The following is a 25,483-nucleotide window of genomic DNA, read 5'->3' on the forward strand; positions in this document are numbered from 1 at the left end:
GGGTTAGACTTTAGGTAGCTGCTGATCCGGTTCCAGCAGGCAGACGCCTCGCTGGCCCACAGGACTCAGGTGTAGTTCGAAAGGGATGTCAAAGGGCGCATAGGATTCTTGCAGGGCCTGGCCCACCTGCCGGGCAGAAGCGCTTCCTCTGCAAAGGGCATAGACTGAGGGGCCGGATCCCGAAATCCCAAAGCCCAGTGCCCCGGCCTCGAGGGCAGCCTGCTTCATAGTGTCAAAACCAGGGATCAGCAGGGAACGTACCGGTTCTATGATACAATCCTCCAGGGAACGGCTTATCAGGCCGTAGTCTTCGGTGAAAAGGCCGGTAACCAGGCCGCCCACATTGCCCCACTGCCGGATACCCTTGGCCATGGGGATGCTGGTTTTCAAGATTTTGCGGGCATCGGAGGTTTTTAGTTCTACCTGAGGGTGCAGGACGCAGGCGTGCAGCTCTCCCGGGCAGTGTACCCGGGCAATGTCCAGCGGGTCCGTACTCCGGACCAGGGTGATGCCCCCGTAAATGGCGGGTGCCACATTGTCTGCGTGGGCCGTGCCGCTGGCCAGGCGTTCCCCTTCCATGGCAAAACGCACCAGGTCCGGGTTTTCAAATGGGTATCCGAGCAGGGCATTCAGCCCCCAGGCAGCCCCGGCAGCGCTGGCAGCGCTGCTGCCGATGCCACTCCCGGGTTTGATCCGTTTCTCGATAACCATCTCCACCCCACCTGAGAAGCCTGAAGCCTCCAGCAGGGCCAGGGCAGCTACCCCGGCTACGTTCTGGGTAGCTTCCAGGGGCAGGTCCATGCCGTGGACCGCAAGGATACGCACCCCGGGGCTGTCGGTGCGTTTCAGGTGCATCACATCCCCAACCCCTTCCAGGGCGAGGCCCAGGACGTCAAAACCACAGGAGAGGTTGGCTATGGTAGCCGGCGCAAAGACGCGTATTTCATTTAGGTCCTGACTCATGTCCCTCCCTGGTTTTTATTGATAATTCCCGATGCGGATGATGTCTGCAAAAATCCCCGAAGCCGTTACGTCGGCCCCGGCCCCGGCTCCTTTAACAACAAGGGGTTGTTCCCGGTAACGGTCCGTATAAAACAGCACGATGTTATCGCTCCCGCTCAGGTTGTAAAAGTCATGCCCCTTCGGAATAACCTCCAGGCCCACTGAGGCCTTCCCGGAATCCAGCGTGGCCACGTACTTCAACCTGCCGCTCTGCTCCGTTGCGCTGTCGTAGAGGTCCCGGAAATGACCGGGCTCGGCTTCGAGGGCCTTGTAAAAGGCTTCTACGCTATTGGCCTCCCTGGCGTTTTTCGGGAGGAAGGAATGGTTTTCAATCGCCTCCATTTCCAGGACAAGACCGCTTTCCCGGGCCAGGATCAGGATTTTGCGCATCACATCCACCCCGCTGAGGTCAATCCTGGGGTCGGGTTCCGTATACCCCTGGGCCGCAGCTTCCCGCACCACCTCGCTAAACGGGGTTTCCCCCTTGTAGGTATTGAAGATAAAGTTAAGGCTTCCGGAGAGAACGGCTTGAATTTTACGAACCCGGTCCCCGGATAGGATCAGGTTCTTCAGGGTATCGATAACGGGAAGTCCGGCCCCTACGTTGGTCTCATAGAGGAAGGAGGCGCTGTAGTCCCGTGCAAGGGCCTTCAGCCCGGCATAATGGGCATAGGGGGAGGAACAGGCAATCTTGTTGCAGGTCACCACGCTGATGCTGGACTTCAGGTAATGGGCATAATACCCGGAAACGGTTTCGCTGGCCGTGTTGTCCACGAAAATGGAATTCCGCAGGTTCATGTCCCGGACGGCCCGGTGGAATCCTTCCAGGGAAGCCGGTTCCCCAGCCTCCAGGAGTTCCTGCCATTGCGTGAGGTCTATTTCGCCTTTGCCCACCAGCATATTCCTGGAGTTGGAAAGCCCCATGACGCGCAGGTTGATGCGGTGTTCCTTTTTCAGGGTTTTCTGCTGGTTGCGGATCTGGTCCAGCAACCGGGCCCCTACATTGCCCACCCCGGTAATAAACAGGTTCAGCTGCTTGACCTGGGCCTCAAAAAAGGCCTCATGCAGGGTGTTGAGGGCTTTTTTGACGTCGGCGGTCCGGATGACCGCGGAGATATTCCGCTCGGAAGCCCCCTGGGCAATGGCCCGGATATTGACGTTGTTCTTGCCCAGGGCGCTGAACATCTTCCCGCTAAGCCCCTGGTGCTGTTTCATCTGGTCGCCCACCAGGGCGATAATCGAAAGGCCATCCTCGGTTTGGACGGGCTGTATGCGTTTGCGGCTGATTTCCAGCTCAAAAGCCGTATTGACTGCAGCCTCGGCTTCGGCCAGGCGGGAAGCGGCAATCCCCACGCAGATCGAGTGTTCCGAGGACGCTTGGGTTATGAAAACGATACTGATACCCGCTTCGGAGAGGGTCTCGAAAAACCGTTTGCTGATCCCGGGAATCCCGACCATGCCAGGGCCTTCCAGTGAAAGAAGCCCGATATCGGAAACGTGGCTGATTCCCCGTACCGTCCGCCCTTCGGTATTGCCTTCGGCATGGATAAGGGTGCCCTCGTGTTCCGGCTCGAAGGTGTTTTTGATACGGATGGGGATCCCCGCCTCCAGAGCGGGTTGAATGGTAGGGGGGTAGAGGACCTTGGCCCCGAAATGCGAGAGTTCCATGGCCTCCTGGTACGAAATAACCGGGATGGGACGGGCCTGCTTTACCAGCCTCGGGTTTGCAGTAAACATGCCGCTGACATCGGTCCAGATCTGGAGCTCGGAAGCCCCAACCGCCTCTGCGTAGAGGGCCGCCGTAAAATCGGACCCGCCGCGGCCCAGGGTAGTGGTGTCGCCCTGGGCATTGGAGGCGATAAAGCCCGGGAGGACGGTAATGCCCTTTTGCCCCTTGAAATACTGTCTTGCCTGTTGGCGCGTGGTTTCCCGGTCTACCGCAGCATGTCCGAATCTCGCGTCGGTGCGGATCAGTTCCCGGCTGTCCTTATAGGTAGCTTCCAGGCCTTCTGCCCGGTAATGAGAGGCTATGATAAAGCTCGACAGGAGTTCCCCGTAGCTCACGATTTTATCCAGGAGTTTCGGGGTGGTTTCCCCTATGAGGAAGGCACCTTCCAACAGGGTTTCGAGGGTGTTTAAATCGGCTTTTACACGGCCAATTACCCCAGCCTGGGCAGCAGGGGGGATGAGTTCCCGGATGGTTTGAAGGTGGCGCTGCTCCAGGGCTTCCAGGCCTTCACGGAAGGCCTCCGATTGGGCAGCCGCATCGGCAGCGGCATGAAGGAGCATATCGGTAACGCCGCCCAGGGCGGAAACCACAACCGCCAGCGGGCTGGGTTGTTTGGAAACTATGGCTCGTGTTTGTTTAATGGCGGGGGCATCGGCAACGGAGCTTCCCCCGAATTTCAGGACTTTCATGAAGTGTTTTTTCAAGGTGGGTACCGGTAGGAACGGTCAGGACGGATGAATGGAACATGTGCTTACCCCCAAGGGGTGACGCCCGTGGTGGTCATAGGGGTAATGGCCGTTAGGGCAACGGCTTCTGGAAAGTGGCAGGTACGGGCATGCAACATCCTAATAATCCTTTGGATGAAACAAAAGTAGCATTTTTGAAATCTTAGGCAAGGTTCCCGGGAATTTTTGAAAACTCCTCAGAATTTCGCCGGTTTTCTTTCGCATACCTGCTAAATTTGGAGGGAACCCCCTTAATTCCAAAAAATCTGGCCCCATGGCTAAGGGGGTCTTAACCGGATACCTATGAAGATACTCAACAGGGAACAGATCTACCAGGCAGACCAGGTAACCCAGCAAATCCAGGGTATCAGCAGCACCGAATTGATGGAGCGCGCCGCAACGGCTGCATTCGGGTGGCTCCACGAGCGGCTTCAGGGGGCTCCTGTCCCCGTGCGCCTGTTCTGCGGTATCGGCAACAACGGGGGCGATGGCCTGGTCATGGCTCGCCACCTTGCCGAGCACGGCTATCACATCGAAGTGTACATCGTGAACTACAGCGATGCGCGTTCCGAGGACTTCCTGATAAACCTGGAATCCCTGAAAGACCGGAAAATCTGGCCCCAGACCCTAAGCGAGGAAAGCCCCCTCCCGGAAATTGCCCCCACGGATATTTTGGTGGATGCCATTTTTGGTATCGGCCTGAGCAGGCCTCCGGCCCCTTGGGTCCGGACCCTTATCGGGCACCTGAACGCCAGCGGGGCCTTCATCCTCTCTGTGGATATGCCCTCGGGCCTGCCAATGGACCGCCTTCCGGAATATCCGGAAGGGGTGATCCGTGCCGGCAACACCCTGACCTTTGGCACCCCCAAACTCCCGTTCCTGCTCCCGGAAACCGGGGGGTATACCCGCGGGTGGGAGGTTTTGGATATCGGGTTGGATCCGGGGTATTTACAGTCGGTACCTGCCCCTTTTTCCCTGGTTGGGATGGCTCAGGCGCGGGTTCTGCTGCGCGAGAGAGACCGCTTCTCCCATAAGGGGACCTATGGGCATGTTATGGTGGTAGGCGGGAGCTATGGAAAAATAGGGGCGGTGGTCCTTGCCGCAAGGGCAGCGCTACGCTCCGGGGCGGGCCTGATCAGTGCCTGGGTACCTGAATGCGGCGTCCTGCCGCTGCAGTCAGGCTCCCCAGAGATTATGGTACAGGCCGGGTCAGGGAAGGAGCAGCTGCTTTCTTTCCCGACCGGGCCGGAAGACTTTGCCCTGGCTGTGGGCATGGGGATGGGCCAGGACCCGGAAACTGAACAGGTTCTTATTCCTTGGTTGGCCAGCCTTGGGAAACCAGTAGTCCTGGATGCCGATGCCCTGAATCTCCTCAGCAGGCATCCGGAAGCACTTAAAACCCTGCCGGAGGGATGCCTCCTTACACCCCACCCGGGGGAATTGAGGCGCTTGCTGGGTCCCTGGAAGGACGATTATGAAAAACTGGACAAGGCCGCTGCCTTTGCCCGGGAACATAAATGTGTACTCCTGGTAAAAGGAGCCTATACGGCTATCCTGACTCCCGCCGGCGGTTTTATCAATACCACCGGCAACCCGGGTATGGCCACGGCGGGGAGTGGCGATGTGCTGGCTGGTATCCTGGCCGGGTTATTGGCCCAGGGGTACACGACACTTCAGGCATCTATTCTCGGGGTTTACCTGCATGGGCTGGCAGGGGATATCGGGATGCAGCAAACGGGCATGGAGGCCCTCACGGCCGGGGATCTGATCCGATATATAGGCCAGGCTTACGGCTACCTGCGCTCCGAGGGACGCAGCCAACAAGGGGAAAGGGGCGATGGGGCCCCGGAAAAGGAATGATCAGGCTTTGGACCTGGCACGGCGACGGACCCAGGCAAGCGCATTTTTGTAGTCGATGAAAAATTTCATCGGTTTCTTGTAGAACAGCCGCTCAATATTGAAGTTGTGCATGTCCACTTCTTTGGAGGAGACAATGGCAAAAGCCTTCAGGTTCTCGAGTTCCCTGAGATAGGTGTAGACTGTTGGGTCTATGGCATAGGAATTTTTCCGGTGGCTGATGTACCCGAAGGGTTTATCCCGGAAATGGATTTCCGAAATCCCGATAATCTGGTAGGCTCTTTCCAGGGTTAAGGTGGCCCCTTCGTCGAATTCGGCTACCATGTAGTTGTCGTATACCAGGATCTTCCCGACATCCAGGTTGTACTCCCTGACGATGACGGTCTTTTTTGCCGGTCCAATGCTCATTCCATTTTCTTTAGTGTCTCGAAACGAAAGTAGGCGGAACCCCCTGCGAGGGGAAAAAATTTAGACGAGCGACATAATTATCGTATAACCGGCAATTCAGGGGCTGGAATTGTCCTGTTATTCTTACGATGCCGTCTTACTCGGTATAAAAAAAGGGGTCATACTTGGATGACCCCTCTGTTGTAATCTCTTACAGCCTCAGGCTTCCTTAGACGATTCGCTGGCCTTTTTAATGGAGATGGTCAGCTTGTCTTCCTTCTCCTCCAGGTCCATCGTTATGCTGTCGCCCTCATTGAGCTTCGCATTTACGATTTCCTCGGCCAGGGCATCCTCGATGTATTTCTGGATGGCCCGTTTCAGGGGGCGTGCCCCGTACTGCTTGTCAAAGCCTTTGTCTGCGATATAGTCCCTGGCCTTATCGGAGAGGATCAGGTCATAACCGATCTCCTTGATACGGGCATAGAGCTTGGCCAATTCAATATCGATGATCTGGTGTATGTGCTCCCGCTCCAGCGGGTTAAAGACAATCACGTCGTCAATCCGGTTCAGGAATTCCGGTGCAAAGGCCTTTTTAAGGGCATTTTCAATCACGCTTTTCTGGTGGGAATCCGCCTGCGACTTCTTAGCAGAGGTTCCAAAACCAACACCCTGCCCAAAATCCTTGAGCTGCCGGGCCCCGATGTTCGAGGTCATGATGATGATGGTATTGCGGAAGTCGATCTTACGGCCCAGACTGTCGGTGAGGTACCCGTCATCCAGCACCTGCAACAGCATGTTAAAGACATCCGGGTGCGCTTTTTCCACCTCGTCCAGCAGGATGACGGAATAGGGCTTGCGGCGCACCTTTTCGGTGAGCTGCCCGCCTTCCTCGTATCCCACATACCCGGGAGGAGCGCCTACCAGGCGGGAGATCGCGAATTTCTCCATGTATTCGCTCATGTCGATCCGCACCAGTGCATCTTCCGAGTCGAAGAGCTCCTTGGCCAGTACTTTGGCCAGCTGTGTTTTCCCGACACCCGTCTGCCCCAGGAAGATAAAACTTCCGATAGGCTTGTTCGGGTCTTTCAACCCGGCGCGGTTGCGCTGAATGGCTTTGGCCACCTTGGCTACGGCCTCGTCCTGCCCGATGACACTGTTTTTGATATGGTCAGGGAGCTTGGCGAGTTTGTTGCTTTCGGTTTGGGCAATCTTGTTTACCGGTATGCCGCTCATCATGGAAACCACATCGGCGACGTTTTCCTCGGAAACGGTTTCCCGGTGCAGCTTGCTGTCCTCCTCCCATTTCTCCTGGGCGGCAGCCAAATCTTTCTCCAGGCGCTTCTCGTCGTCGCGCAGCTTGGCGGCTTCTTCGTAGCGTTGTTTCTTAACCACGCTGTTTTTCAGTTCCCGCACCTCGTCCAGCTGCTTCTCGAGTTCGAGGATCTGCTTGGGTACGTCCATATTCACGATGTGCACACGGGACCCCGCCTCGTCCATGGCATCGATAGCCTTGTCCGGTAAGAAGCGGTCCGTCATATAGCGGTTGGTGAGCTTCACACAGGCCACCAGGGCCTCGTCTGTGTAGTTCACATTGTGGTGGTCCTCGTACTTGCCGCGGATATTCTTGAGGATTTCGATGGTTTCCTCCACGGTGGTGGGTTCCACCATAACCTTCTGGAAGCGGCGCTCCAGGGCCCCGTCTTTCTCGATATACTGGCGGTACTCGTCCAGGGTGGTGGCCCCAATGCATTGGATTTCACCCCGCGCAAGGGCGGGTTTAAACATGTTGGAGGCGTCCAGGCTGCCCGTGGCGCCGCCAGCCCCGACTATGGTGTGGATTTCGTCTATAAAGAGGATAACATCGTCATTCTTTTCCAGTTCGTTCATGACGGCTTTCATCCGCTCTTCGAATTGCCCGCGGTATTTGGTGCCAGCCACCAAAGAGGCCAGGTCCAGGGTTACCACCCTTTTGTTATACAGGATGCGGGATACTTTTTTATTGATGATGCGCAAGGCCAGCCCTTCGGCAATGGCACTCTTACCCACACCGGGTTCCCCGATGAGAAGGGGGTTGTTCTTTTTACGGCGGCTGAGGATCTGGGAAACCCTCTCGATTTCCTTTTCCCGGCCCACTACCGGGTCCAGCTTGCCTTCTTCGGCCAGTTGGGTCAGGTCCCGCCCGAAATTATCCAGGACAGGGGTTTTGGACTTCTTATTGCCCTTCTGTGCCCCGGCATTGCCTCCGGAGTAGGAGCTTTCCTTGCCTTCTGCCGCATCGTCTGAATCGCTTGGGAAGGATTCGGAGGTGGGGCTTTCGGTGTAATCGTCTTCGCTGGTAATCATGCTTTTGAACTGCTCTTTTACCCCGTCGTAATCCACTTTGAGCTTATGCAGCAACTTGGTAGTGGGGTCGTTCTCATTGCGTAGGATGCAGAGCAACAGGTGTGCCGTGTTGATGGACGAACTCTGGAAGAGCTTGGCTTCCAGAAAGGTCGTTTTCAGGGCGCGCTCTGCCTGGCGGGTCAGGTGCAGGTTCTTGCGGTCCTTGGGATGGGAACCGGAATTCGGGTTGGCCGGGCTGAGGATCTCCACCTTCCGCCTGAGGTGGTCCAAATCCACCTCCATGGCGTCGAGGATGCTGATGGCCTTGCCGTTGCCATCCCTCAGCAGCCCGAGCATCAGATGTTCGGTGCCGATGAAGTCGTGGCCCAGGCGCAGTGCCTCCTCCTTGCTGTATGCAATGACGTCCTTAACTCTCGGTGAAAAATTGTCGTCCATAAAACCTCCGAATTCGATTTTAAAATTACTAAAACTATCGATAAGAACGTCAACAACCGTACCTATATTCGATAAACCAGACCCAATTGACGAAAAATTGCCCGGTTTACAAAAAGTTTAACAGCCATTTTATCAACGTAAAAGGGGGTTGTGGATGTTGATAAATTCTTTAATAATTGCCGGCCACGCTGGCGCGAAAGGGTCGATTTTACGTATATTGCCATGATTTTTTAACACCAAAAACGGACGAATTCTAGCACATGGCAGAAGGAGAGAAATTGATCCCGGTAAACATAGAGGATGAGATGAAATCCGCCTACATCGACTACTCGATGTCGGTCATTGTGTCACGTGCCCTGCCAGATGTCAGGGACGGTCTCAAACCCGTACACCGCAGGGTGCTTTACGGGATGCATGAATTAGGGGTCCGCGCCAACAGTGCGCACAAGAAATCGGCCCGTATCGTCGGGGAGGTCCTCGGTAAGTACCACCCCCACGGAGATTCCTCCGTATATGATACCATGGTGCGCATGGCGCAGGAATGGAGCCTCAGGTACATGCTCGTGGACGGGCAGGGGAACTTCGGTTCCATAGACGGCGACAGCCCCGCAGCCATGAGGTATACCGAAGCGCGGATGCGGAAGATCGCCGAGGAGATGCTTGCCGATATCGACAAGGAAACGGTAGATCACCAGCTCAACTTCGACGATTCCCTGGAGGAGCCCGTAGTGCTGCCCACCCGTATCCCCAACCTTTTGGTCAACGGCGCCTCGGGGATTGCTGTGGGGATGGCCACCAACATGCCCCCCCACAACCTTTCCGAAGTAGTGGAGGGAACTGTGGCCTACATCGACAACCGGGAAATCGGCATCGATGGCTTGATGGAGTACATCAAGGCTCCGGACTTCCCCACTGGGGGGATCATCTATGGGTACGATGGGGTCAAGGATGCCTTCGAGACCGGCCGCGGCCGGGTGGTGATGCGCGCCAAAGCCCAATTCGAGGAAGTACAGGGCCGGGAGTGCATCATCGTTACCGAGATCCCGTACCAGGTCAATAAGGCGGACATGATCAAGAAGACCGTAGACCTGATCAACGAAAAGAAAATAGAGGGTATTTCCACGATCCGGGACGAGTCCAACCGCAAGGGTATGCGCATTGTCTATGTCCTGAAACGGGACGCCATCCCGAATATCGTCCTTAATACCTTGTATAAATATACGGCCCTGCAATCCTCCTTCAGCGTGAACAACATCGCCCTGGTGGATGGCCGGCCACAACTGCTCAACCTCAAGGACCTGATATCGCATTTCGTGGAGCACCGCCACCAGGTGGTGGTCCGCCGTTCGGAATACGAACTGCGCAAGGCAGAGGAGAGGGCCCATATCCTGCAGGGGCTTATCATCGCCTCGGATAATATCGATGAGGTCATCGCCATTATCCGAGCCAGCGCCAACCCGGAAGAGGCCAGGGAGAACCTGATCAAGCGCTTTGAGCTGTCCGAAATCCAGGCACGCGCTATCGTTGAAATGCGCCTTCGCCAGCTTACCGGCCTGGAGCAGGACAAACTGCGGGCCGAATACGAAGAGGTCCTGGCGACTATCGAAGACCTCAAGGACATCCTGGCCCGGGAAGAGCGCCGGATGGAGATCATCAAGGACGAACTCCTGGAGGTAAAGCAAAAATACGGGGACGAGCGCCGCAGTGAAATCAACTACGCCGGGGGTGATCTCAGCATAGAAGATATGATCCCGGACGAGCAGGTGGTGATCACCATCTCGCACGCGGGGTACATCAAGCGTACGCCCCTTACCGAGTACAAGACCCAACACCGTGGGGGCGTGGGCCAAAAGGCCTCTGCCACCCGGAACGAGGACTTTTTGGAGCACCTATTTGTGGGGACCAACCACCAGTATATGCTGTTTTTCACTCAGAAGGGACAGTGTTACTGGCTGCGTGTCTACGAGATCCCGGAAGGCAGCCGCACCTCCAAGGGGCGGGCCATCCAGAACCTGATCAACATTGCCCAGGACGACAAGGTCAAGGCCTTTATCTGTACCCAGGACCTTAAGGATGAGGATTACGTCAACACCCATTACGTGATCATGGCCACCAAGAAGGGCGTAGTTAAGAAAACCCCGCTGGAGCAGTATTCCCGTCCGCGTCAGAATGGGATCATCGCCATTGGCATCCGGGAAGGGGACGAATTGCTGGAGGCCAAGCTCACCACCGGTTCCAGCCAGATTTTCCTGGGGCTTCGCTCCGGGAAGGCCATCCGCTTCGAGGAGAACAAGACGCGGCCAATGGGCCGGTCTGCCTCCGGAGTGCGTGGCATAACCCTGGCCGATGAGTCCGATGAGGTCATCGGCATGGTGTCGGTCCACGATTTCGACGAGGATATCCTGGTGGTATCGGAGAACGGATACGGGAAGCGTTCCAGCCTGGAGGATTACCGGATTACCAACCGGGGCGGAAAAGGGGTAAAGACCATTTCCATTTCCAAGAAGACCGGCGGATTGGTAGCCATCAAAAGCGTATCGGACTCCGACGACCTGATGATCATCAACAAATCCGGGATTGCCATCCGCATGAGCGTGGAAGACCTCAGGACCATGGGACGGGCTACCCAGGGGGTTCGCCTTATTAATCTGAAAGGGGACGATTCCATTGCGGCAGTGGCCAAGGTGATGAAGGAAGAAGACAACCTGGAGGAGGCCGATATCATGGATATGGAAGTAAATACCGAAGATGGCACGGCTCTTGATAATACGGGGTCGGAAACATCCGAAAACGAGAATAATTCGTAAACACTACATAATAAGCATAAGTATACATGAAAACTAAATTGATCCTTCTGGCTGCACTGTTCCTCGGTGTAGTCGGATTTGCACAGAAATCGGAAATAAAGGATGCCGAAAAGGCCCTGAAAAACGGAGATTCCGACGCTGCCAAAACAGCCCTGGAAAGTGTACAGGGGAGTATAGGCGGCGCAGACGAGCGCATGCAGGCCCAGTATTACAACCTGCTGGGGCAATCCTATGCTGACCTCGCTGCCAAAGGCGATAACGCCTCTTTCTCCAAGGCTGCCGATGCCTTTATGAAAGCCATCGAAGTAGAAGAAACCAGTGGCAAAACCAAGTACACCGATGAAGTACAACAGCGCCTGCGCGCTTTGGCAGCGGACCTGGTGAACTCCGCCGTGGACGACAATAGTGCCAAGAACTTCGACCAGGCTGCAGACAAGCTTGCCCTGGGTTACAAGGTTAGCCCGCAGGACACGGTTTACCTCTATTATGCGGCCAGTAGCGCCGTGAATGGCGGGAACTACGAAAAGGCCCTGGGGTACTACGAGCAGCTCAAGGAAATCGGTTTCGACGGCAGCTCCATGGTCTACAAGGCCACCAACGTGGAGACCGGCCAGGAAGAGGAAATGGACAAGGCCCAGCGCGACATCATGGTCAAGTCCGGGACCTATGCCAACCCAGTCGATGAAAAACGCCCTTCCAAGAAGGCCGAAATCGTTAAGAACATCGCCCTGATCTACTCCCAGCTGGGGCGGAACGAAGAGGCCCTGGCGGCTTATGCCGATGCCCGCGCCAATAACCCGGACGATGTGAACCTGGTCCTGAACGAGGCAAACCTGCACTACCAGATGGGGGATAAAGACCAGTTCAAGGCCCTCATGGCCGAGGCTGCCGAAATGGCCCCGGACAATGCAGACCTGCACTACAACATCGGGGTAATCAACATGGAGCAGGACAATATTGAGGAAGCCCGTGCAGCCTACCGCAGGGCCATCGAGATAGACCCGGGTTATGTCAATGCCCAGCTGAACCTCTCCACCACCTACGTGAATGAAGGCAACGGCCTTATCGACGACATGAACGCATTGGGTACTTCCCGGGCCGATATTGCCAAATACGATGAGCTGAAACAGAAGAAGGACGACCTCTTTACCCAGGGCGCCCAGATCCTGGAAGATGCCCTCAAGAACAACCCCGACAACCAGGGGGTACTGACCCAATTGAAGAACATCTACGGCGCCCTGGGCGACAATGAGAACTTCATGCGCATCAAAAAACTGCTCGGGGAATAAATCCTCCCGAACGATCAATAAAAGAGCCCTGCCGAAACGCGGGGCTTTTTATTTTATAGGATTTTCTTGATGACCCGTAAGGGGTGGGTATAAAGGCGCAGGTCGTTATTGAAGATGCCGCTGTGGTCCAGGCGGTCTATGCGCACCTTGCCAAAGGCGTGGATAATGTAATTGTCCTGCATGATGATGCCCACGTGGTTGATGCTGCCATCCGGGCCGTCGAAGAAGGCCAGGTCCCCCGGGGTACTCTCTTCGATAAAGCTGAGGGCTTCTCCCTGGCTGGCTTGTTGGTCAGGAGTCCGGCTGAGGCGGACACCGCAGCACTTGTACACCATCTGGGCCAGTCCTCCGGCATCGATTCCGAAAGGGGAACGCCCGCCGGCGCGTTCCGGGCTGTTCAGGTATAACAGGGCGGTAGGCACGAGCTGGGCCTTATCGGACTCCCTGGGAAAGACGCTGCCCTCAAAACGGTGTTCCAGCAAAGGGGCATGGCCGGTCTCGGAACCCAGAAGGATGGGCTGGAGCAGACCCCCTTCGGCTGTGGTATGGTCCACCAGGTCCGAGGCGCATCCGGCGCCCCCGTCATTATCGAGGGCCTTGTACTGTTCTTCCCCGATTTCAAAATGCTGGTCTGCCCGGATCCACCCTTCGGTTCCGTCCCACTCGGTTCGTATCCGGCCCCATTTTTTTCGCGCCTCCAGTAATTTATAGGCCTCCCCGTAGAGCAACTGGGTCAGCATAGCCGAAGCCGCATCGGGGCTTTCGTATACGGGGACCAGGCTGAGAGGACAAATTCCGTAGCGCATACCGGGGACCTGCAGGCGTTAGGGCCGTTCGACGATAAGGGCAGAGGCACCGCCCCCGCCGTTACAAATTGCCGCAGCGCCCAGGCGCGCCCCTTGCTGGTGCAGGATATGGATCAGGGTAACGGTAATCCGTGCCCCGGAACACCCAAGGGGGTGGCCCAGGGAAACGGCTCCGCCATTTACGTTTACATTGGCATCGGTGAGGCCAAGCAGCTTGATATTGGCCAGGCCCACCACGCTGAAGGCTTCGTTGAATTCGAAGAAGTCGATATCTCCGAGGGTAAGGCCGGCTTTGCCCAGTGCCAGGGGCAGGGCTTTGGCGGGGGCGGTGGTAAACCATTTCGGTTCCTGGGCAGCGTCGGCGTAGGAGCGGATCTTTGCCAGGGGGACGAGGTTGAGTGCTGCCGCCTTCTCCGCACTCATCAGCACCAGGGCAGCAGCCCCGTCGTTGATGGTGGAGGCATTGGCAGCGGTTACCGTCCCATCCTTGGTGAATGCCGGGCGCAGGGCCGGGATTTTATCCATCCGCACATTGCGGAACTCCTCGTCCTCCTTTACGATGATGGGCTCGCCCCGGCGTTGGGGGACTTCCACGGGTACCACTTCCTCCGCGAACTTGCCGCTTGCCCAGGCATCGGCAGAGCGCTCGTAGGACTGTACGGCATAGGCATCCTGGTCTTCCCGGCTGAACTGGTATTCTGCGGCGCAGGCGTCGGCGCAGACCCCCATGGCATTCTGGTCGTAGGCGTCTACCAATCCGTCCCGCTGCATGCCGTCTTCCAGGGTGGCCGGCCCGAACTTCTGGCCGGTCCGCATGTGCACGTAGTGCGGGATCTGGCTCATGTTTTCCATCCCGCCGGCCACTATCACAGAGGCATCCCCAAGGGCAATGCTTTGGGCTGCCTGCATAATGGCCTTCATCCCGGAGGCACATACCTTGTTGACTGTTGTACAGGGTACTGTATCCGGTATCCCGGCGTAAATAGCCGCCTGGCGTGCAGGCGCCTGGCCCGCCCCGGCCTGGACCACGTGGCCCATCAGCACCTCTTCTACCTCGGAAGGGTCGAGCCCGATTTTGTCCAGAGCACCTTTAATGGCGGCAGCCCCCAGTTTCGGGGCAGGTACGGTGGAAAGCGCCCCCATAAAACTACCTATGGGAGTCCTGACAGCAGATACGATAACAACCTCTTTCATCATGTGGGAATTGGTATGGCGAAAATACGAATTTAAACCCGTTTGCCCTTCCGGGTGCCGGGGAAATGCCTTCCATGCCAACCGTTTTTTCTATTTTTGATTTGCTAACTGCACCCAATGGCCAACTTCCTGGATACCCTGTATCGTTCACATTCGCTGATCTATAAGTACATCCTGTACTTCGCGACCATCGGCGCTATCGTTTTTTTCTTTCCTCGCGGCGGGCAGTTCAAGTACGAATTCCAGAAAGGAAAGCCCTGGCAATACGAAAACCTCTACGCTCCCTTCGATTTTTCTATCCGCAAGTCGGCATCAGAACTGGAAGCCCAGCGCAGCCAGGCCACCCAGGAACAGATCCCCTATTACCGCTTCGACACCGAAGGTGCCCGGGAAGTCTACCGGGTTTATGAGGCAGAGTTTGGGAACATTTTCCCCCAGGACGAACTGGGTCGACGGGGCTGGAACAGTCTCAAACAGGTGGGGCGAACCGTGCTGGACAGTGTTTACCAAACCGGGTTCTGGGACGGGAACGACCCCCCGGGGCAGCAGGAGGTGTACCTGGTGCGCGACAACGAAGCCAGGCGGATACCGTTCGGCCAGATTCACCGGCTGGGGGAACTAAGCGGCATCGTGGAGGGGATGCTGGGCGGGCAGGTAGCCCCTGACGCCCTGCAACGCTTCCAGGACTTGTTTTTCCGGATCGTCCAACCCAATGTGAGCCTGGATGCCGAACTGACCCAGCGCGAGCTCTCCGAAGAACTCGCCCGTATTTCGCTTACCCGCGGGACGGTGGACGAAGGGGCGCTGATCATCGCCAAGGGCGAGGTGGTGGAGGCCGAGAACCTCAAAATCCTGGAATCCCTGCGGGAGGAGTTCCAATCCGAGCTCTGGTCCGAAAACAACTTCTACTTCATCCTGGCCGGGTATACTATTCTGGTGGCCCTGGTTCTGCTTATGCTGCTGTTGTTCCTGAAGAAATACCGACCCCTGGTCTTCCGCAATAACGTAAAGGTCACCTTTATTTTCTTTAACATCCTGGTGATGGTCTTCCTCACCACCTTTGTGGTGAAGTACGACGAGAAACTGGTCTTTGTGGTACCCCTCTGTATCCTTCCGCTAATCCTGAAGACCTTCTTCGATGCCAGGTTGGGGCTGTTTGTCCATGTACTAACGGTGCTTATCCTCGGGTTTGTGGTACCCAACAGCTTCGAGTACATCTTCTTGCAGATTATCGCCGGTATAGTGACCATCCTTACCGTTTCGGAGCTCTACAAAAGGGCCAACCTGTTTATCTCTGTGGGGCAGATCACCATGATCTATATCCTGGGGTATTTTGCCTTCCATATTATCCACGAAGGCAACCTGGAGAATGTAATCCTGGTCAATTTCGGGTTCTTCCTGCTCAACGGGATGATCACCCTCTTTGTGCAGCCGCTGATCTATATCTACGAAAAGATGTTCGGGATGGTCTCGGATGTATCCCTGCTGGAGCTTTCCGATACCAATTCCCGCCTTTTGAAGGAACTTTCCACCAAGGCCCCGGGGACCTTTAACCATTCCCTCCAGGTGGCCAACCTGGCCGAGGCAGCGGCCAACGAGGTAGGGGCAAACGCCATGCTGGTGCGCGTCGGGGCCCTCTACCACGACATTGGAAAGATGAACAACCCCACCTATTTTACGGAAAACCAGACCACCAACATCAACCCCCACGACGACCTGGCCCCGGCCGACAGTGCCCGGATCATTATCAACCACGTCATTGAGGGGATCGAACTGGCCCGCAAATTCAACCTGCCGGACCGGGTCATCGATTTTATCCGGACCCACCACGGCTCCACCAAGGTCTATTACTTCTACAAGAAGGCCCAGGAGCGTTCCGGGGAAGTAGAGGAGAAGGATTTCCAGTACCCGGGCCCCATCCCATTCTCCAAAGAAACCGCCATCCTGATGATGGCCGATTCGGTGGAGGCAGCCTCGAAGAGCCTGGTAAACCCCACCTTCACCATTATCGATGAATTCGTGGACCGGATTGTAGGCACCCAGATGCAGGCCGGCCAGTTCCTGAACTCGGATATTACCCTCAAGGAGATCGAAACGGTGAAGAAAGTCCTCAAGCACCGCCTGACCAATATATACCACCTACGGGTGGAGTATCCGGAATAGGCCCTGCGGGGTCCTGAAGCATCCCGGGGGTGTTTGCCGTCACTTGCCTTTCATTTTTTCTAATGTGCTCAAATCGTGTATTTTGAACATTTAATAAAGGATGTCCTAAATAATTGTGAAAATTTTTACGATTTACAGGATTGTGTATTAAATTTTCAGAAAAACACTGCGATATGACTACAATAAGATGCTTCAGAAATCCCTTTATCCTTTTACCCCTATTGTTTGCCCATATCGCTATCTCGGCCCAGCGCTCCCAACCCGGGGGTCCGGCGGCTGTTTCCCCTGTTAGCGAAGTGCTGGTACAGAACCAAACCATCCGGGACTCCCTTTTCTTGTGGGAGGAACGGATTTATCTGCATACTGACCGGAGCGAGGCCGCGCCGGGCGAGTATCTCTTTTTCAAGGCGTACGCCATGACCGGCCCGCAAAAATTCAGGGTTAGCCCCAGCGGGGTCATGAAGGTGGACCTGATAGACCCATCGGGGACGTTGGCCAGCTCCCAGTATTATCAGCTTTCGGATGGGATGGCGCAGGGCGCTGTCGAAATCCCGGAAGACCTGGAGCCCAATACCTATCAATTGCGGGCCTACACCCGCTGGATGCAGAATTACGGCCCTCAGCAGTTCTTTACGCGCCAGATCCGGGTTCTGGAAAACGGGGAGGTCACCACAGGCGCTTCCCTGAAGCAGGTGGCCGAGGTGCGTTTCTACCCGGAGGGCGGCAGCCTGCTGAAGGGTATGAACAACAAAATAATCATCCGGGCCCTGGATGCCCTGGGGTGTCCCGTTTCCCTTGCGGGGGAAATACGGGATAGCGCGGGCAGGCGCGTGGTGGATGTATACAGTTACGAGGAAGGGCTAGGCATGTCCATCCTTACGCCCGAACCGGGGGCTGCCTATACCCTCCATCTGGAGAACGGACAGCGGTTTTCCCTTCCTGCCGTACAGGACGCGGGTTACGCCATGCAGGTAAACCCCTTGCATCCGGACCATATTACGGTTTCTGTGGGAGCTGTGGGTATGAAAAAGAGCCCCTTACAGCTAACGGGCAGGATCGGGGAGAAGGTTTTTATGGAGCAGCCCCTTGAGCTGGAAGGCTCCGGGTCCCTGCAAATAGAAATCCCCAAGAAACAGATGCCCAGCGGGATTGTGCATTTCGATTTGCTCGGCGCAGACGGGGAGGTGCTTTCTGAGCGACCCGTACGCATAGAGGGTCCCGAATCCCTGAAAATGGAATTGGTTCCGCTGGCGCAGGATTTCACGCAAGGTGGCAAGAATACCTTCCGACTGAAAATCACAGACGCCTCCGGCAACCCGGTGCAGACCGAAGTGTCCCTCTCCGTCATCCGCGATACCGGGTCCAGGCTGCCCGGGATTTCGGACTATCTCCGTCCTAACCCCGGATCTGCAGAAATAGGGGCCTTCCGCAAGGCACTTTTCCTGGACGACCTCAATGCGCTGGCAACAGCATCCGGGAACAGTGGAAAGGACTTGCCTAATGAGATCCTGTACCCCATACAGGAGCAATTGGAACTCATAGGGTATGCCTATGATTTAAATAATGAATTGTTGCGTAACCAGGAGATACAGGTGATGTCCTCTACAGACGAAAACCTGTTTATTTCTGAAGTCAGGACCGACCCTTCCGGAATACTCAAGGTGAGCGGCATTGATTTTTCCGGGGAGATACCGCTCATCTTCCGCACCAAGGGTGAGGATACCCGTACCAATCTGGTGCGCTTCGAGCCCCTGCATGAGGAGATTTACCAGAACACCAAGACGCGCGCAACAGGGCAGCCCCTGGCCATTAAGCCCCCGGAAACGGAGGTTAAGCGCAAGGGGAGACCTCTTGTGGAAACCACTCCATGGGCCGTGATCGATACCACGGGTCTCATCCGGCTGGCCCAGGCGACGGTAACGGCCAAAAAACAGGAAGTAAAGGCGACGCCTTCAGTTTACGGTATAGAACCCAAGCGGGTGATCAGGCAGGATCCCAAAAAACCCTATAACAGTATTGGGGAACTACTGCAGCGTATGCCCGGCGTTTTTGTGACCGGGGACGTTTTTACGGTTCCGAATGTGAGTGTGCCCAGTTTACCTCCGGGCCCAACCCGGTGGGTGGTGGATGGATTGATGCTGGTGGCTAATGAACACCCATTCGATCTGGTCCCTATTATGGACATTGAGCGTATCGAATTGTTGTCTGCCTCAGACGCTTCCATTTATGGGAGTAGGGGAACAGGCCCCATTTTTGCTATCTATACACGCAACGGCTCCGATGTCGATTATGTGAGTCGCAAGGACGCCATGGTTACCTTTAAAGGTTTTGCCCCTGGGCTCCCCTTTGAGGAGTATCTCCAGCAGCGCAACAAGGACCGGAAGCTCCGCAAACAAGAGCCTGCCACCTTGTACTGGAACCCTGCGGTTACCACGGACGAATCGGGGGAAGCCTTGATTGAGTTCACTAGCCCGGCAGATTACGATGCCATAAGGATTCAGCTTGAAGCGGTAACACCAGAGGGGAGTCACGGATCTTTACAGGATGTGCTTCACCGTCCTGATTTGAAATAGACACAAGAAGACGCCCCCGGGTAATTTATCGGGACTTGAAAATGAAAAACCGCCCTCCGGAATCTCCCGGATGGGCGGTTTTTCGTAACCAACCTAACAACTTTCTAAGAAATAGATGCGCCAATTCCATTGGGGTTGCGTTAGGCACCTCTTGCAGCGGATATTTTGCCGGGTGGTGCGGGATTGCGCCCATTTTGTAATATATTCGGGATTACCACTAAAAATTGCAACCCTTTTGAACCGAGTACGCCATTTACTTCTGCTCGTTGCTTTAGCCCTTCTGAGCACCAGTCGCCTGGAGGCGCAGCAGGCAGAAATAAGCGGCGATTACAACCAAACCCTCCTGGGGGAAGTCGTGCCGGAGCTGGAGGCTCAGACGGGCCTGAAGTTCTTTTTCCTGCCGGAGTGGGTCGCGGGAGTCGAGGTCAGCGGCTCTTTCAGTAATACTCCCGTAGGAGAGGCCCTAAATACCCTTTTGGAAGGCACCCCGCTCAATGCGTATCTGCGATTGTCCGAAGGGCGGGTATACCTGCTTCGGAACACCCTGATTTACGAGGAACTCCCCGACGGATTTTTCCCGTTGGAAACGGATTCCACCCCTGTAACAGTATCGTCCAGGCCGCGTGCACAGGCCCCGGCACCCGTTTTCCTTCCGGAAGCCGTGCGGGAGGACACCCGGGCACTTCCCATTGCTCGCATCGGGAAGGCAAGTGAAGGCCAGCAGCGCGCGGCGTACCTCATCCGGGGGCAGGCCCGCAATAACCAGACGGGAGAACCGGTGGCAGACCTGGCCATCCGCGTAGGGGGCACCAACCGCATTGCGGTAACCAATACCCAGGGGCAATACCAGTTGGAACTGCCGCCGGGATACCATGTGCTCACAGCAACCGCCATGGGCATACGGGAAATGAAACGGGAAATCCTGCTCTACGGGGATGGCACCCTGGATTTTAACCTGGAGGAAGGGGTACAACAACTGACCGAGGTGGTCGTGGAGGCCGATGCCGCCCGCAATGTGGAACAGGCCAGTACGGGAAGTGAACAAATCGGTTCTGAGGAGTCGAAGAATATCCCCCTGGTATTGGGGGAGCGCGACATCCTGCAGGTGGCCAAGACCCTGCCGGGGATATCCTCAGCCGGGGAAGGGGCTTCGGGAATCAATGTGCGGGGCGGGAAAACAGACCAGAACCTCGTGCTGCTCGATGATGCAGTCATCTACAACCCCACCCACTTTTTCGGGATTTTCCAGGCACTCAACCCCTTTACCACAGAGCGGGTGGATATCTATAAGGGAGCTGCCCCCCTGGAGTTTGGCGGCAGGCTGGCATCGGTTTTCGACATCCGGAGCAAGGACGGGAACACCCAAGAACTCAGCGGGGAAGGCTCGGTAGGACCGGTAACGGCCAACCTGGCCCTGGAGATCCCTGTGGTAAAGGATAAATCCTCCCTGGTGGTAGGAGGGCGCGGCGCCTACGCAGACTGGATCCTGCGTTCCCTGGACGATGAATCCCTGAGCAACAGCGGAGCCTCCTTTTTTGACGGCATTGTCCGGTACACGGACCAGCTCAATGAAAACAACCGCCTGGAAACCACGGCCTACTACAGCCGGGATGCTTTCAGCATCACTTCGGATTCCCTGTACCGCTACAGCAATGCCCTGGCCTCAGTACGCTGGGACCACCGGATCGGGGAGAAGACCGGGGCGGTACTTTTTTTTGGGAATAGCGATTACCGCTTCGGCATCGACTACGACGGACCCTCCAATACCGATTTCCGCCTGGATTACGGCATAAACGAAACCCAGATGAAATACCGGCTGCGGACCGAAGCCGGCAAGGGCCACACCCTGGATTACGGCATTACAGGCAAATACTATTCGGTGAGCCCGGGAAGCCGGGAGGCGGGCGCCTCCGGTACCGCGGTTGCGCCTATCGACATTCCCCGGGAGCAGGCCTTTGAAGGGGCCTTATTTTTAGGGGACGCCTTCGACCTGACGGACCGTCTCCGCCTCGATGTGGGGGTCCGCCTTGCCTTTTTTGCCGCCCTGGGCCCGGGGTCGCAGCGGACCTATGCCGAAGGCCAGCCCATAAGCGAGGGCACGGTACGGGATACCCTCAATTACGGTAGCCTCGAGGCCATCAAGACCTATGGGGGTCCGGAGGTAAGGGCTTCTGTCCGGTATCTGCTGGCCGAGGATTTTTCGGTCAAGGCCAGCTTTAACAATGCCTACCAGTTTGTCCATACCCTTTCGAACAATACCACGATTTCTCCCATCGACACCTGGAAGCTCTCCGACCTGAATATCCGCCCCCAGACGGGGTATCAGGCCTCCCTGGGCTTTTACAAGAATTTTGCCGACAACGCCTATGAAGTTAGCCTGGAAGGGTACTATAAACGGATGGATGATGTGCTGGATTTCAAGACGGGAGCCAACCTCCTTCTAAACCCCCATGTAGAGACGCAGGTCCTGCAGGGGGAGGGTAAGGCCTACGGGGTGGAGTTCCTGTTGAAGAAGGAAAAAGGAAAACTCAATGGCTGGCTCGGGTATACCTATTCCCGGTCTTTTTACCGCCTGGACAGCGAATTCCGGGATGAACGCGTGAACAACGGGGCGTTTTTCCCATCGAATTTCGACAAACCCCACGACCTGAGCCTTATCGCAAACTACAGACTCACGCGCAGGTATAGCTTTTCCATGAATTTCGTCTACCAGACCGGCCGGCCGGTTACCTATCCCATCGGCACCTTCCGGTTTAACAATGCCGATCTGGTTTTCTATTCGGACCGCAACCGGTTCCGTATTCCGGATTACTACCGCCTGGATTTGGGGATCAACATAGAGGGGAACCACAAAAAGGACAAGCTAGCCCATAGTTTCTGGACCATTTCGGTCTATAACGTGCTGGGGCGCAATAACCCCTATTCGGTGTTTTTCGTCACCGAAGGGGGGGAGGTAAAGGCCCTGCAAAGTTCCATCTTTGCCATCCCGGTGCCATCGATAACCTATAATTTTAAATTCTGATGCTGCTCAATAGGAGACCTTACCGCACTGTTCATGCCATCCTCGGACTGATTCTGGGGGTGCTGGCCACGGGGTGCGTAGAGGAATTGGAACTGGATTCTGTGGAAGAGGTGTTGGAGGAACCCCTCCTGGTAGTAGAAGCCACGCTTACGGACGAAGTTGGGGTGCAACAGGTGCTGCTTAGCCGCAGCTCCCCGAGACTGGACCTGGAAACCGATACCATTTACAACCCTTTCCTCCCCTTTGGCCTGGGCGCCCGGGATTCGGTGGATGACGAAACCGGGGCGCAGGTGCGCCTCAGGACTGGAAGCGGAGGGGTTGTGGATTTCTTTGAAGCCGAACCGGGTAAGTATCTTTCTGAAACCCCCTTTGGCCTGCAATCCGGAGTGGAGTACTTCCTGGAGATTACCCGCTCCAACGGGCGGGAGTATACCTCGGACCCCTTGCGCATTGCCGGGGCCGCCGGGCTGGACCGAATCTATGCAGAAAGGGAAACCAATGCCTTCGGGGTGGAAGGGGTGCAGATCTATGCCGATGCCACCACCCTCCAGGGCGATGCCCAGCGCCTGCGCTATGCGTATGAGGAAACCTATAAGGTTATTGCCCCCTTCTGGGACGAAAATGAGTTCCGCCTGACCAATTACGACCCCTGTGCCCTTCCGGAACCCACCTATACCCTGGAGATTGTACCCAGAGAGGTGCAGAACCAGGTATGTTACAATACCGTGCCTTCCGAAACCGTGGTACAGGCAAGCCTGCCGGCCGGAACGGGGAATACCCTGCAGCGCTTCCCGGTTCGCTTTATTCCCAGAGACGATTTTATCATTACCCACAGATACAGCATTCTGGTGCGGCAGTATGTGCAGGATGCCGATGCCTTTGGGTTTTTCGAGGCCCTGAAGCGGTTTTCTCAGACCGAAAGCCTGTTCTCCCAGGTGCAGCCCGGGGCGCTTACAGCCAATATGAACCGTTCGGACGGGACGGATGAAAATGTACTGGGGTATATCGAAGCGGTAAGTGTTAGTGCCCAGCGCATCTTTTTCAATTATGACGACCTCTTCCCCGGGGAGCCCTTGCCGCCCTATCCGTTTGTGTGTATAGAGCACTCCTCCCCGGAATCGCATGTTTCGTATTGTTTCAGCGGACCCACTGGGGGTGATGACTGTCCGCAGTCCATAATCGAACGGGTAAACCTGGGCCTGAGTACCTATACCGGCGAGAACATCAACAACATCGGAACCTGCCCCGGCCCCTATACCTATGTTAACCGCGTCTGCGGCGATTGCACCCTGCTGGGGGAAAACACCGTCCCGGATTTCTGGGAAGAATAATGAAGGTATGAAACGGATTTTTGGTTTTCTTTTCCTGCTAACCGCCCTCAATCTGACGGCCCAATACCGCATTGATGACGGTTCCGAGCTCTTGGACCTGCAGCGGCTCCCGCTGGAGAAGATGTATGTCCACCCCAGCCAGGAGCTTCTCTTTTCGGGAGAATACCTGTACTACAAGCTCTATTGCATCGATGCCCAGACCAGCCGCCTGAGCCGCATCAGTACGGTGGCCTATGTGAGTCTGGTAGACTCCAATGGCAAGAAGGTTTTCGAACACAAGATCCGGTTGGAAGGGGGCATGGGCCAGGGCGATTTTTTTGTAAATACAGACCTGCCCACAGGCTCATATAAATTGCTGGGCTATACCCAGTGGATGAAGAACGGGGGGCTTAGCCAGGTCTTCCAGACAGATATAGCTATTGTAAACCCATACCGGCCCCGGGAAGTGGATTCCGGGCATGTGCCTGCCAATGGAGGGGAGGCCGTTGCCGGGCAGAGCAAGTCCGAACCGGCGGACGAAGGCGGGGAGTTGCTCCAACTGCAAATGGATACCCTCAGCTACGGCCCCCGGCAGGAAATCCGGCTTTCCCTGAGGAATTATAAGGGGCGTTTGGCCCATGGGGAGTATTCCCTGAGTGTGGTCCGCAAGTCCGACCTGTTTGAATCCCATAAGACAGCCGAGACCTGGGGCATGGAGCAACAAGCTGCCCTCAGGGCTATCCCTCAGGGGATAGGCGACTCCATTTACCTGCCTGAACAGCGGGGAGAGTTGTTCTTCGGAAGTGTTATGGATGCTGCCACGGGTACTCCTGCGGCTGGGAAGGAGGTGGTCCTTTCCGTTCCGGGGCAAGGGTATATCCTTAAGTCTGCCACCACCAACCCGGATGGGTATTTTTTTACCTACCTGCGCAAGCCTTACCGCGAGTCCAGTATTGTATGTCAGGTGATGGGGGAGGGCCAATACACCATTACCCGGGGAGAGCGCCGCCCCATGCCTCTTAATACTTTGGATTTTAAGGACTGGAGGCCCGAACCTGAACATCGGGAGGCCATTGTAGCCAGAAGCGTGAATAACCAACTGGAAAATGCTTTCATTGGCGCCAAACCGGACTCGATCCTGCGGGAAGACCTCCCCGATCCCTTTGATGGGGGTATCCCAAAAGTGGTCCACCTGGATGAGTATACCCGCTTTCCTACCCTGCAGGAGACCTTTGTGGAGATTTTTGGCAATGTCGGGTACCGCAAGGGTCCGGGAGGATCCGATTACATCCGGGTTGCCCAGGATTTTGAAACCTTTAATGAACCCTACAACGACGACCCGGCCATTGTGCTCATAGACGGCGTTTTTATCCGCGATGTAGGCGCAATCAAATCCTTCGAGGCCCAACGGATCAAAACGATAAAAGTCCTGCAGGACCCGCTGGTTCTGGGGCCAGGCACCTATCAGGGGGTTGTTTCCATTGAGACCTTCGAAGGGGATTATGCAGAATCCTTCGCCGGGGGGAATGCGGCCGTTTTCGATTTAGGTTTCCCGGAGCCCGTAAAGCGCTATTTCCGCGCCAACCACGGCCCAGGCTCAGGCTGGGCCAATGGGCAAATTCCGGATTACCGATACCTGCTTCACTGGGAACCGCGGATTACTGTGGACGCCCCGCAGCAGGAAATCCGGTTCTACACCTCAGACCTGGAAGGAACTTACGAGATATACCTGGAGGGGTTTACCACCTATGGGAAACCGGTATCTGTGCAGGGTAGCTTTACTGTGGAAGGGCCAGCCCGGCAGTAACGCACCCGGGTGCGGTTTATGGGATAAAGAAACC

The 25,483-nt window shown here is 56.0% G+C and carries 14 protein-coding genes; 8 read left to right on the forward strand and 6 right to left on the reverse strand.

What is annotated here, in order from left to right:
* Positions 1-3 precede the first annotated feature (3 nt).
* The gene (locus CA832_RS07030; protein WP_088340889.1) at positions 4-963 is read right to left on the reverse strand and encodes a homoserine kinase; all 960 of its coding nucleotides are present in this window, start codon (positions 961-963) and stop codon (positions 4-6) included.
* 15 nt (positions 964-978) lie between these two features.
* Positions 979-3,420 carry a bifunctional aspartate kinase/homoserine dehydrogenase I gene (gene thrA, locus CA832_RS07035; RefSeq protein WP_088340890.1) on the reverse strand — a complete coding sequence of 814 codons (2,442 nt, stop codon included), beginning with the start codon at positions 3,418-3,420 and terminating at the stop codon, positions 979-981.
* 339 nt (positions 3,421-3,759) lie between these two features.
* On the opposite strand from thrA, the gene CA832_RS07040 reads away from it, so the two are divergent.
* On the forward strand, positions 3,760-5,316 hold the full coding sequence (locus tag CA832_RS07040) for an NAD(P)H-hydrate dehydratase (RefSeq protein WP_088340891.1): 1,557 nt from the start codon (positions 3,760-3,762) through the stop codon (positions 5,314-5,316).
* Here CA832_RS07040 and CA832_RS07045 read toward each other — a convergent pair whose 3' ends face one another.
* Together CA832_RS07045 and CA832_RS07050 are read right to left on the reverse strand one after the other, a co-directional pair.
* Complete coding sequence (locus CA832_RS07045; RefSeq protein WP_088340892.1) at positions 5,317-5,721, reverse strand: STAS/SEC14 domain-containing protein; 405 nt, start codon at positions 5,719-5,721, stop codon at positions 5,317-5,319.
* A 198-nt stretch (positions 5,722-5,919) separates the two neighbouring features.
* Positions 5,920-8,478, reverse strand: coding sequence for an ATP-dependent Clp protease ATP-binding subunit (locus tag CA832_RS07050; RefSeq protein ID WP_088340893.1), 2,559 nt, complete (start codon positions 8,476-8,478; stop codon positions 5,920-5,922).
* Positions 8,479-8,738: 260 nt separating this feature from the next.
* Between CA832_RS07050 and gyrA the strand changes: the two genes are divergently transcribed.
* Both gyrA and CA832_RS07060 read left to right on the forward strand, forming a co-directional pair.
* Positions 8,739-11,285, forward strand: a complete 2,547-nt coding sequence (gyrA, locus tag CA832_RS07055) for a DNA gyrase subunit A (protein ID WP_088340894.1) — start codon at positions 8,739-8,741, stop codon at positions 11,283-11,285.
* A gap of 26 nt (positions 11,286-11,311) precedes the next feature.
* The gene (locus CA832_RS07060) at positions 11,312-12,574 is read left to right on the forward strand and encodes a tetratricopeptide repeat protein (RefSeq protein ID WP_088340895.1); all 1,263 of its coding nucleotides are present in this window, start codon (positions 11,312-11,314) and stop codon (positions 12,572-12,574) included.
* Positions 12,575-12,627: 53 nt separating this feature from the next.
* On the opposite strand, the gene CA832_RS07065 is transcribed toward CA832_RS07060, so the two are convergent.
* Entirely contained in the window at positions 12,628-13,380 is a 753-nt protein-coding gene (locus CA832_RS07065; RefSeq protein ID WP_088340896.1) for a C40 family peptidase, read from the reverse strand.
* An 18-nt stretch (positions 13,381-13,398) separates the two neighbouring features.
* Positions 13,399-14,574: a thiolase family protein gene (locus CA832_RS07070; RefSeq protein ID WP_088341392.1), complete on the reverse strand. Its 1,176-nt coding sequence runs from the start codon at positions 14,572-14,574 to the stop codon at positions 13,399-13,401.
* Positions 14,575-14,691: 117 nt separating this feature from the next.
* Between CA832_RS07070 and CA832_RS07075 the strand changes: the two genes are divergently transcribed.
* The 5 genes from CA832_RS07075 (at position 14,692) to CA832_RS07095 (ending at position 25,449) form a co-directional block, all read left to right on the forward strand.
* Positions 14,692-16,737 carry an HD family phosphohydrolase gene (locus CA832_RS07075; RefSeq protein WP_088340897.1) on the forward strand — a complete coding sequence of 682 codons (2,046 nt, stop codon included), beginning with the start codon at positions 14,692-14,694 and terminating at the stop codon, positions 16,735-16,737.
* A gap of 173 nt (positions 16,738-16,910) precedes the next feature.
* Positions 16,911-19,310, forward strand: coding sequence for a TonB-dependent receptor (locus CA832_RS07080; protein ID WP_088340898.1), 2,400 nt, complete (start codon positions 16,911-16,913; stop codon positions 19,308-19,310).
* A 235-nt stretch (positions 19,311-19,545) separates the two neighbouring features.
* A complete protein-coding gene (locus CA832_RS07085; RefSeq protein WP_233131756.1) occupies positions 19,546-22,332 on the forward strand; it encodes a TonB-dependent receptor in 2,787 nt (928 codons plus the stop codon).
* Positions 22,332-23,663 (forward strand): DUF4249 domain-containing protein, encoded by a 1,332-nt coding sequence (locus CA832_RS07090; RefSeq protein WP_088340900.1) that lies wholly within the window; start codon positions 22,332-22,334, stop codon positions 23,661-23,663. Before CA832_RS07085 ends, CA832_RS07090 begins: the two co-directional genes overlap by 1 nt.
* A 7-nt stretch (positions 23,664-23,670) precedes the next feature.
* The gene (locus tag CA832_RS07095) at positions 23,671-25,449 is read left to right on the forward strand and encodes a peptidase associated/transthyretin-like domain-containing protein (protein WP_088340901.1); all 1,779 of its coding nucleotides are present in this window, start codon (positions 23,671-23,673) and stop codon (positions 25,447-25,449) included.
* The last annotated feature ends 34 nt before the right edge of the window (positions 25,450-25,483 follow it).

Origin of the sequence: Robiginitalea sediminis (assembly GCF_002198115.1) — a bacterium.
Lineage (GTDB): Bacteria > Bacteroidota > Bacteroidia > Flavobacteriales > Flavobacteriaceae > Robiginitalea > Robiginitalea sediminis.

Coding starts and splice junctions, on each gene's coding strand:
- CA832_RS07030 (WP_088340889.1), bottom strand. CDS start 963: ATGAGTCAGGACCTAAATGAAATACGCGTCTTTGCGCCGGCTACCATA.
- thrA (WP_088340890.1), bottom strand. CDS start 3,420: ATGAAAGTCCTGAAATTCGGGGGAAGCTCCGTTGCCGATGCCCCCGCC.
- CA832_RS07040 (WP_088340891.1), top strand. CDS start 3,760: ATGAAGATACTCAACAGGGAACAGATCTACCAGGCAGACCAGGTAACC.
- CA832_RS07045 (WP_088340892.1), bottom strand. CDS start 5,721: ATGAGCATTGGACCGGCAAAAAAGACCGTCATCGTCAGGGAGTACAAC.
- CA832_RS07050 (WP_088340893.1), bottom strand. CDS start 8,478: ATGGACGACAATTTTTCACCGAGAGTTAAGGACGTCATTGCATACAGC.
- gyrA (WP_088340894.1), top strand. CDS start 8,739: ATGGCAGAAGGAGAGAAATTGATCCCGGTAAACATAGAGGATGAGATG.
- CA832_RS07060 (WP_088340895.1), top strand. CDS start 11,312: ATGAAAACTAAATTGATCCTTCTGGCTGCACTGTTCCTCGGTGTAGTC.
- CA832_RS07065 (WP_088340896.1), bottom strand. CDS start 13,380: ATGCGCTACGGAATTTGTCCTCTCAGCCTGGTCCCCGTATACGAAAGC.
- CA832_RS07070 (WP_088341392.1), bottom strand. CDS start 14,574: ATGAAAGAGGTTGTTATCGTATCTGCTGTCAGGACTCCCATAGGTAGT.
- CA832_RS07075 (WP_088340897.1), top strand. CDS start 14,692: ATGGCCAACTTCCTGGATACCCTGTATCGTTCACATTCGCTGATCTAT.
- CA832_RS07080 (WP_088340898.1), top strand. CDS start 16,911: ATGACTACAATAAGATGCTTCAGAAATCCCTTTATCCTTTTACCCCTA.
- CA832_RS07090 (WP_088340900.1), top strand. CDS start 22,332: ATGCTGCTCAATAGGAGACCTTACCGCACTGTTCATGCCATCCTCGGA.
- CA832_RS07095 (WP_088340901.1), top strand. CDS start 23,671: ATGAAACGGATTTTTGGTTTTCTTTTCCTGCTAACCGCCCTCAATCTG.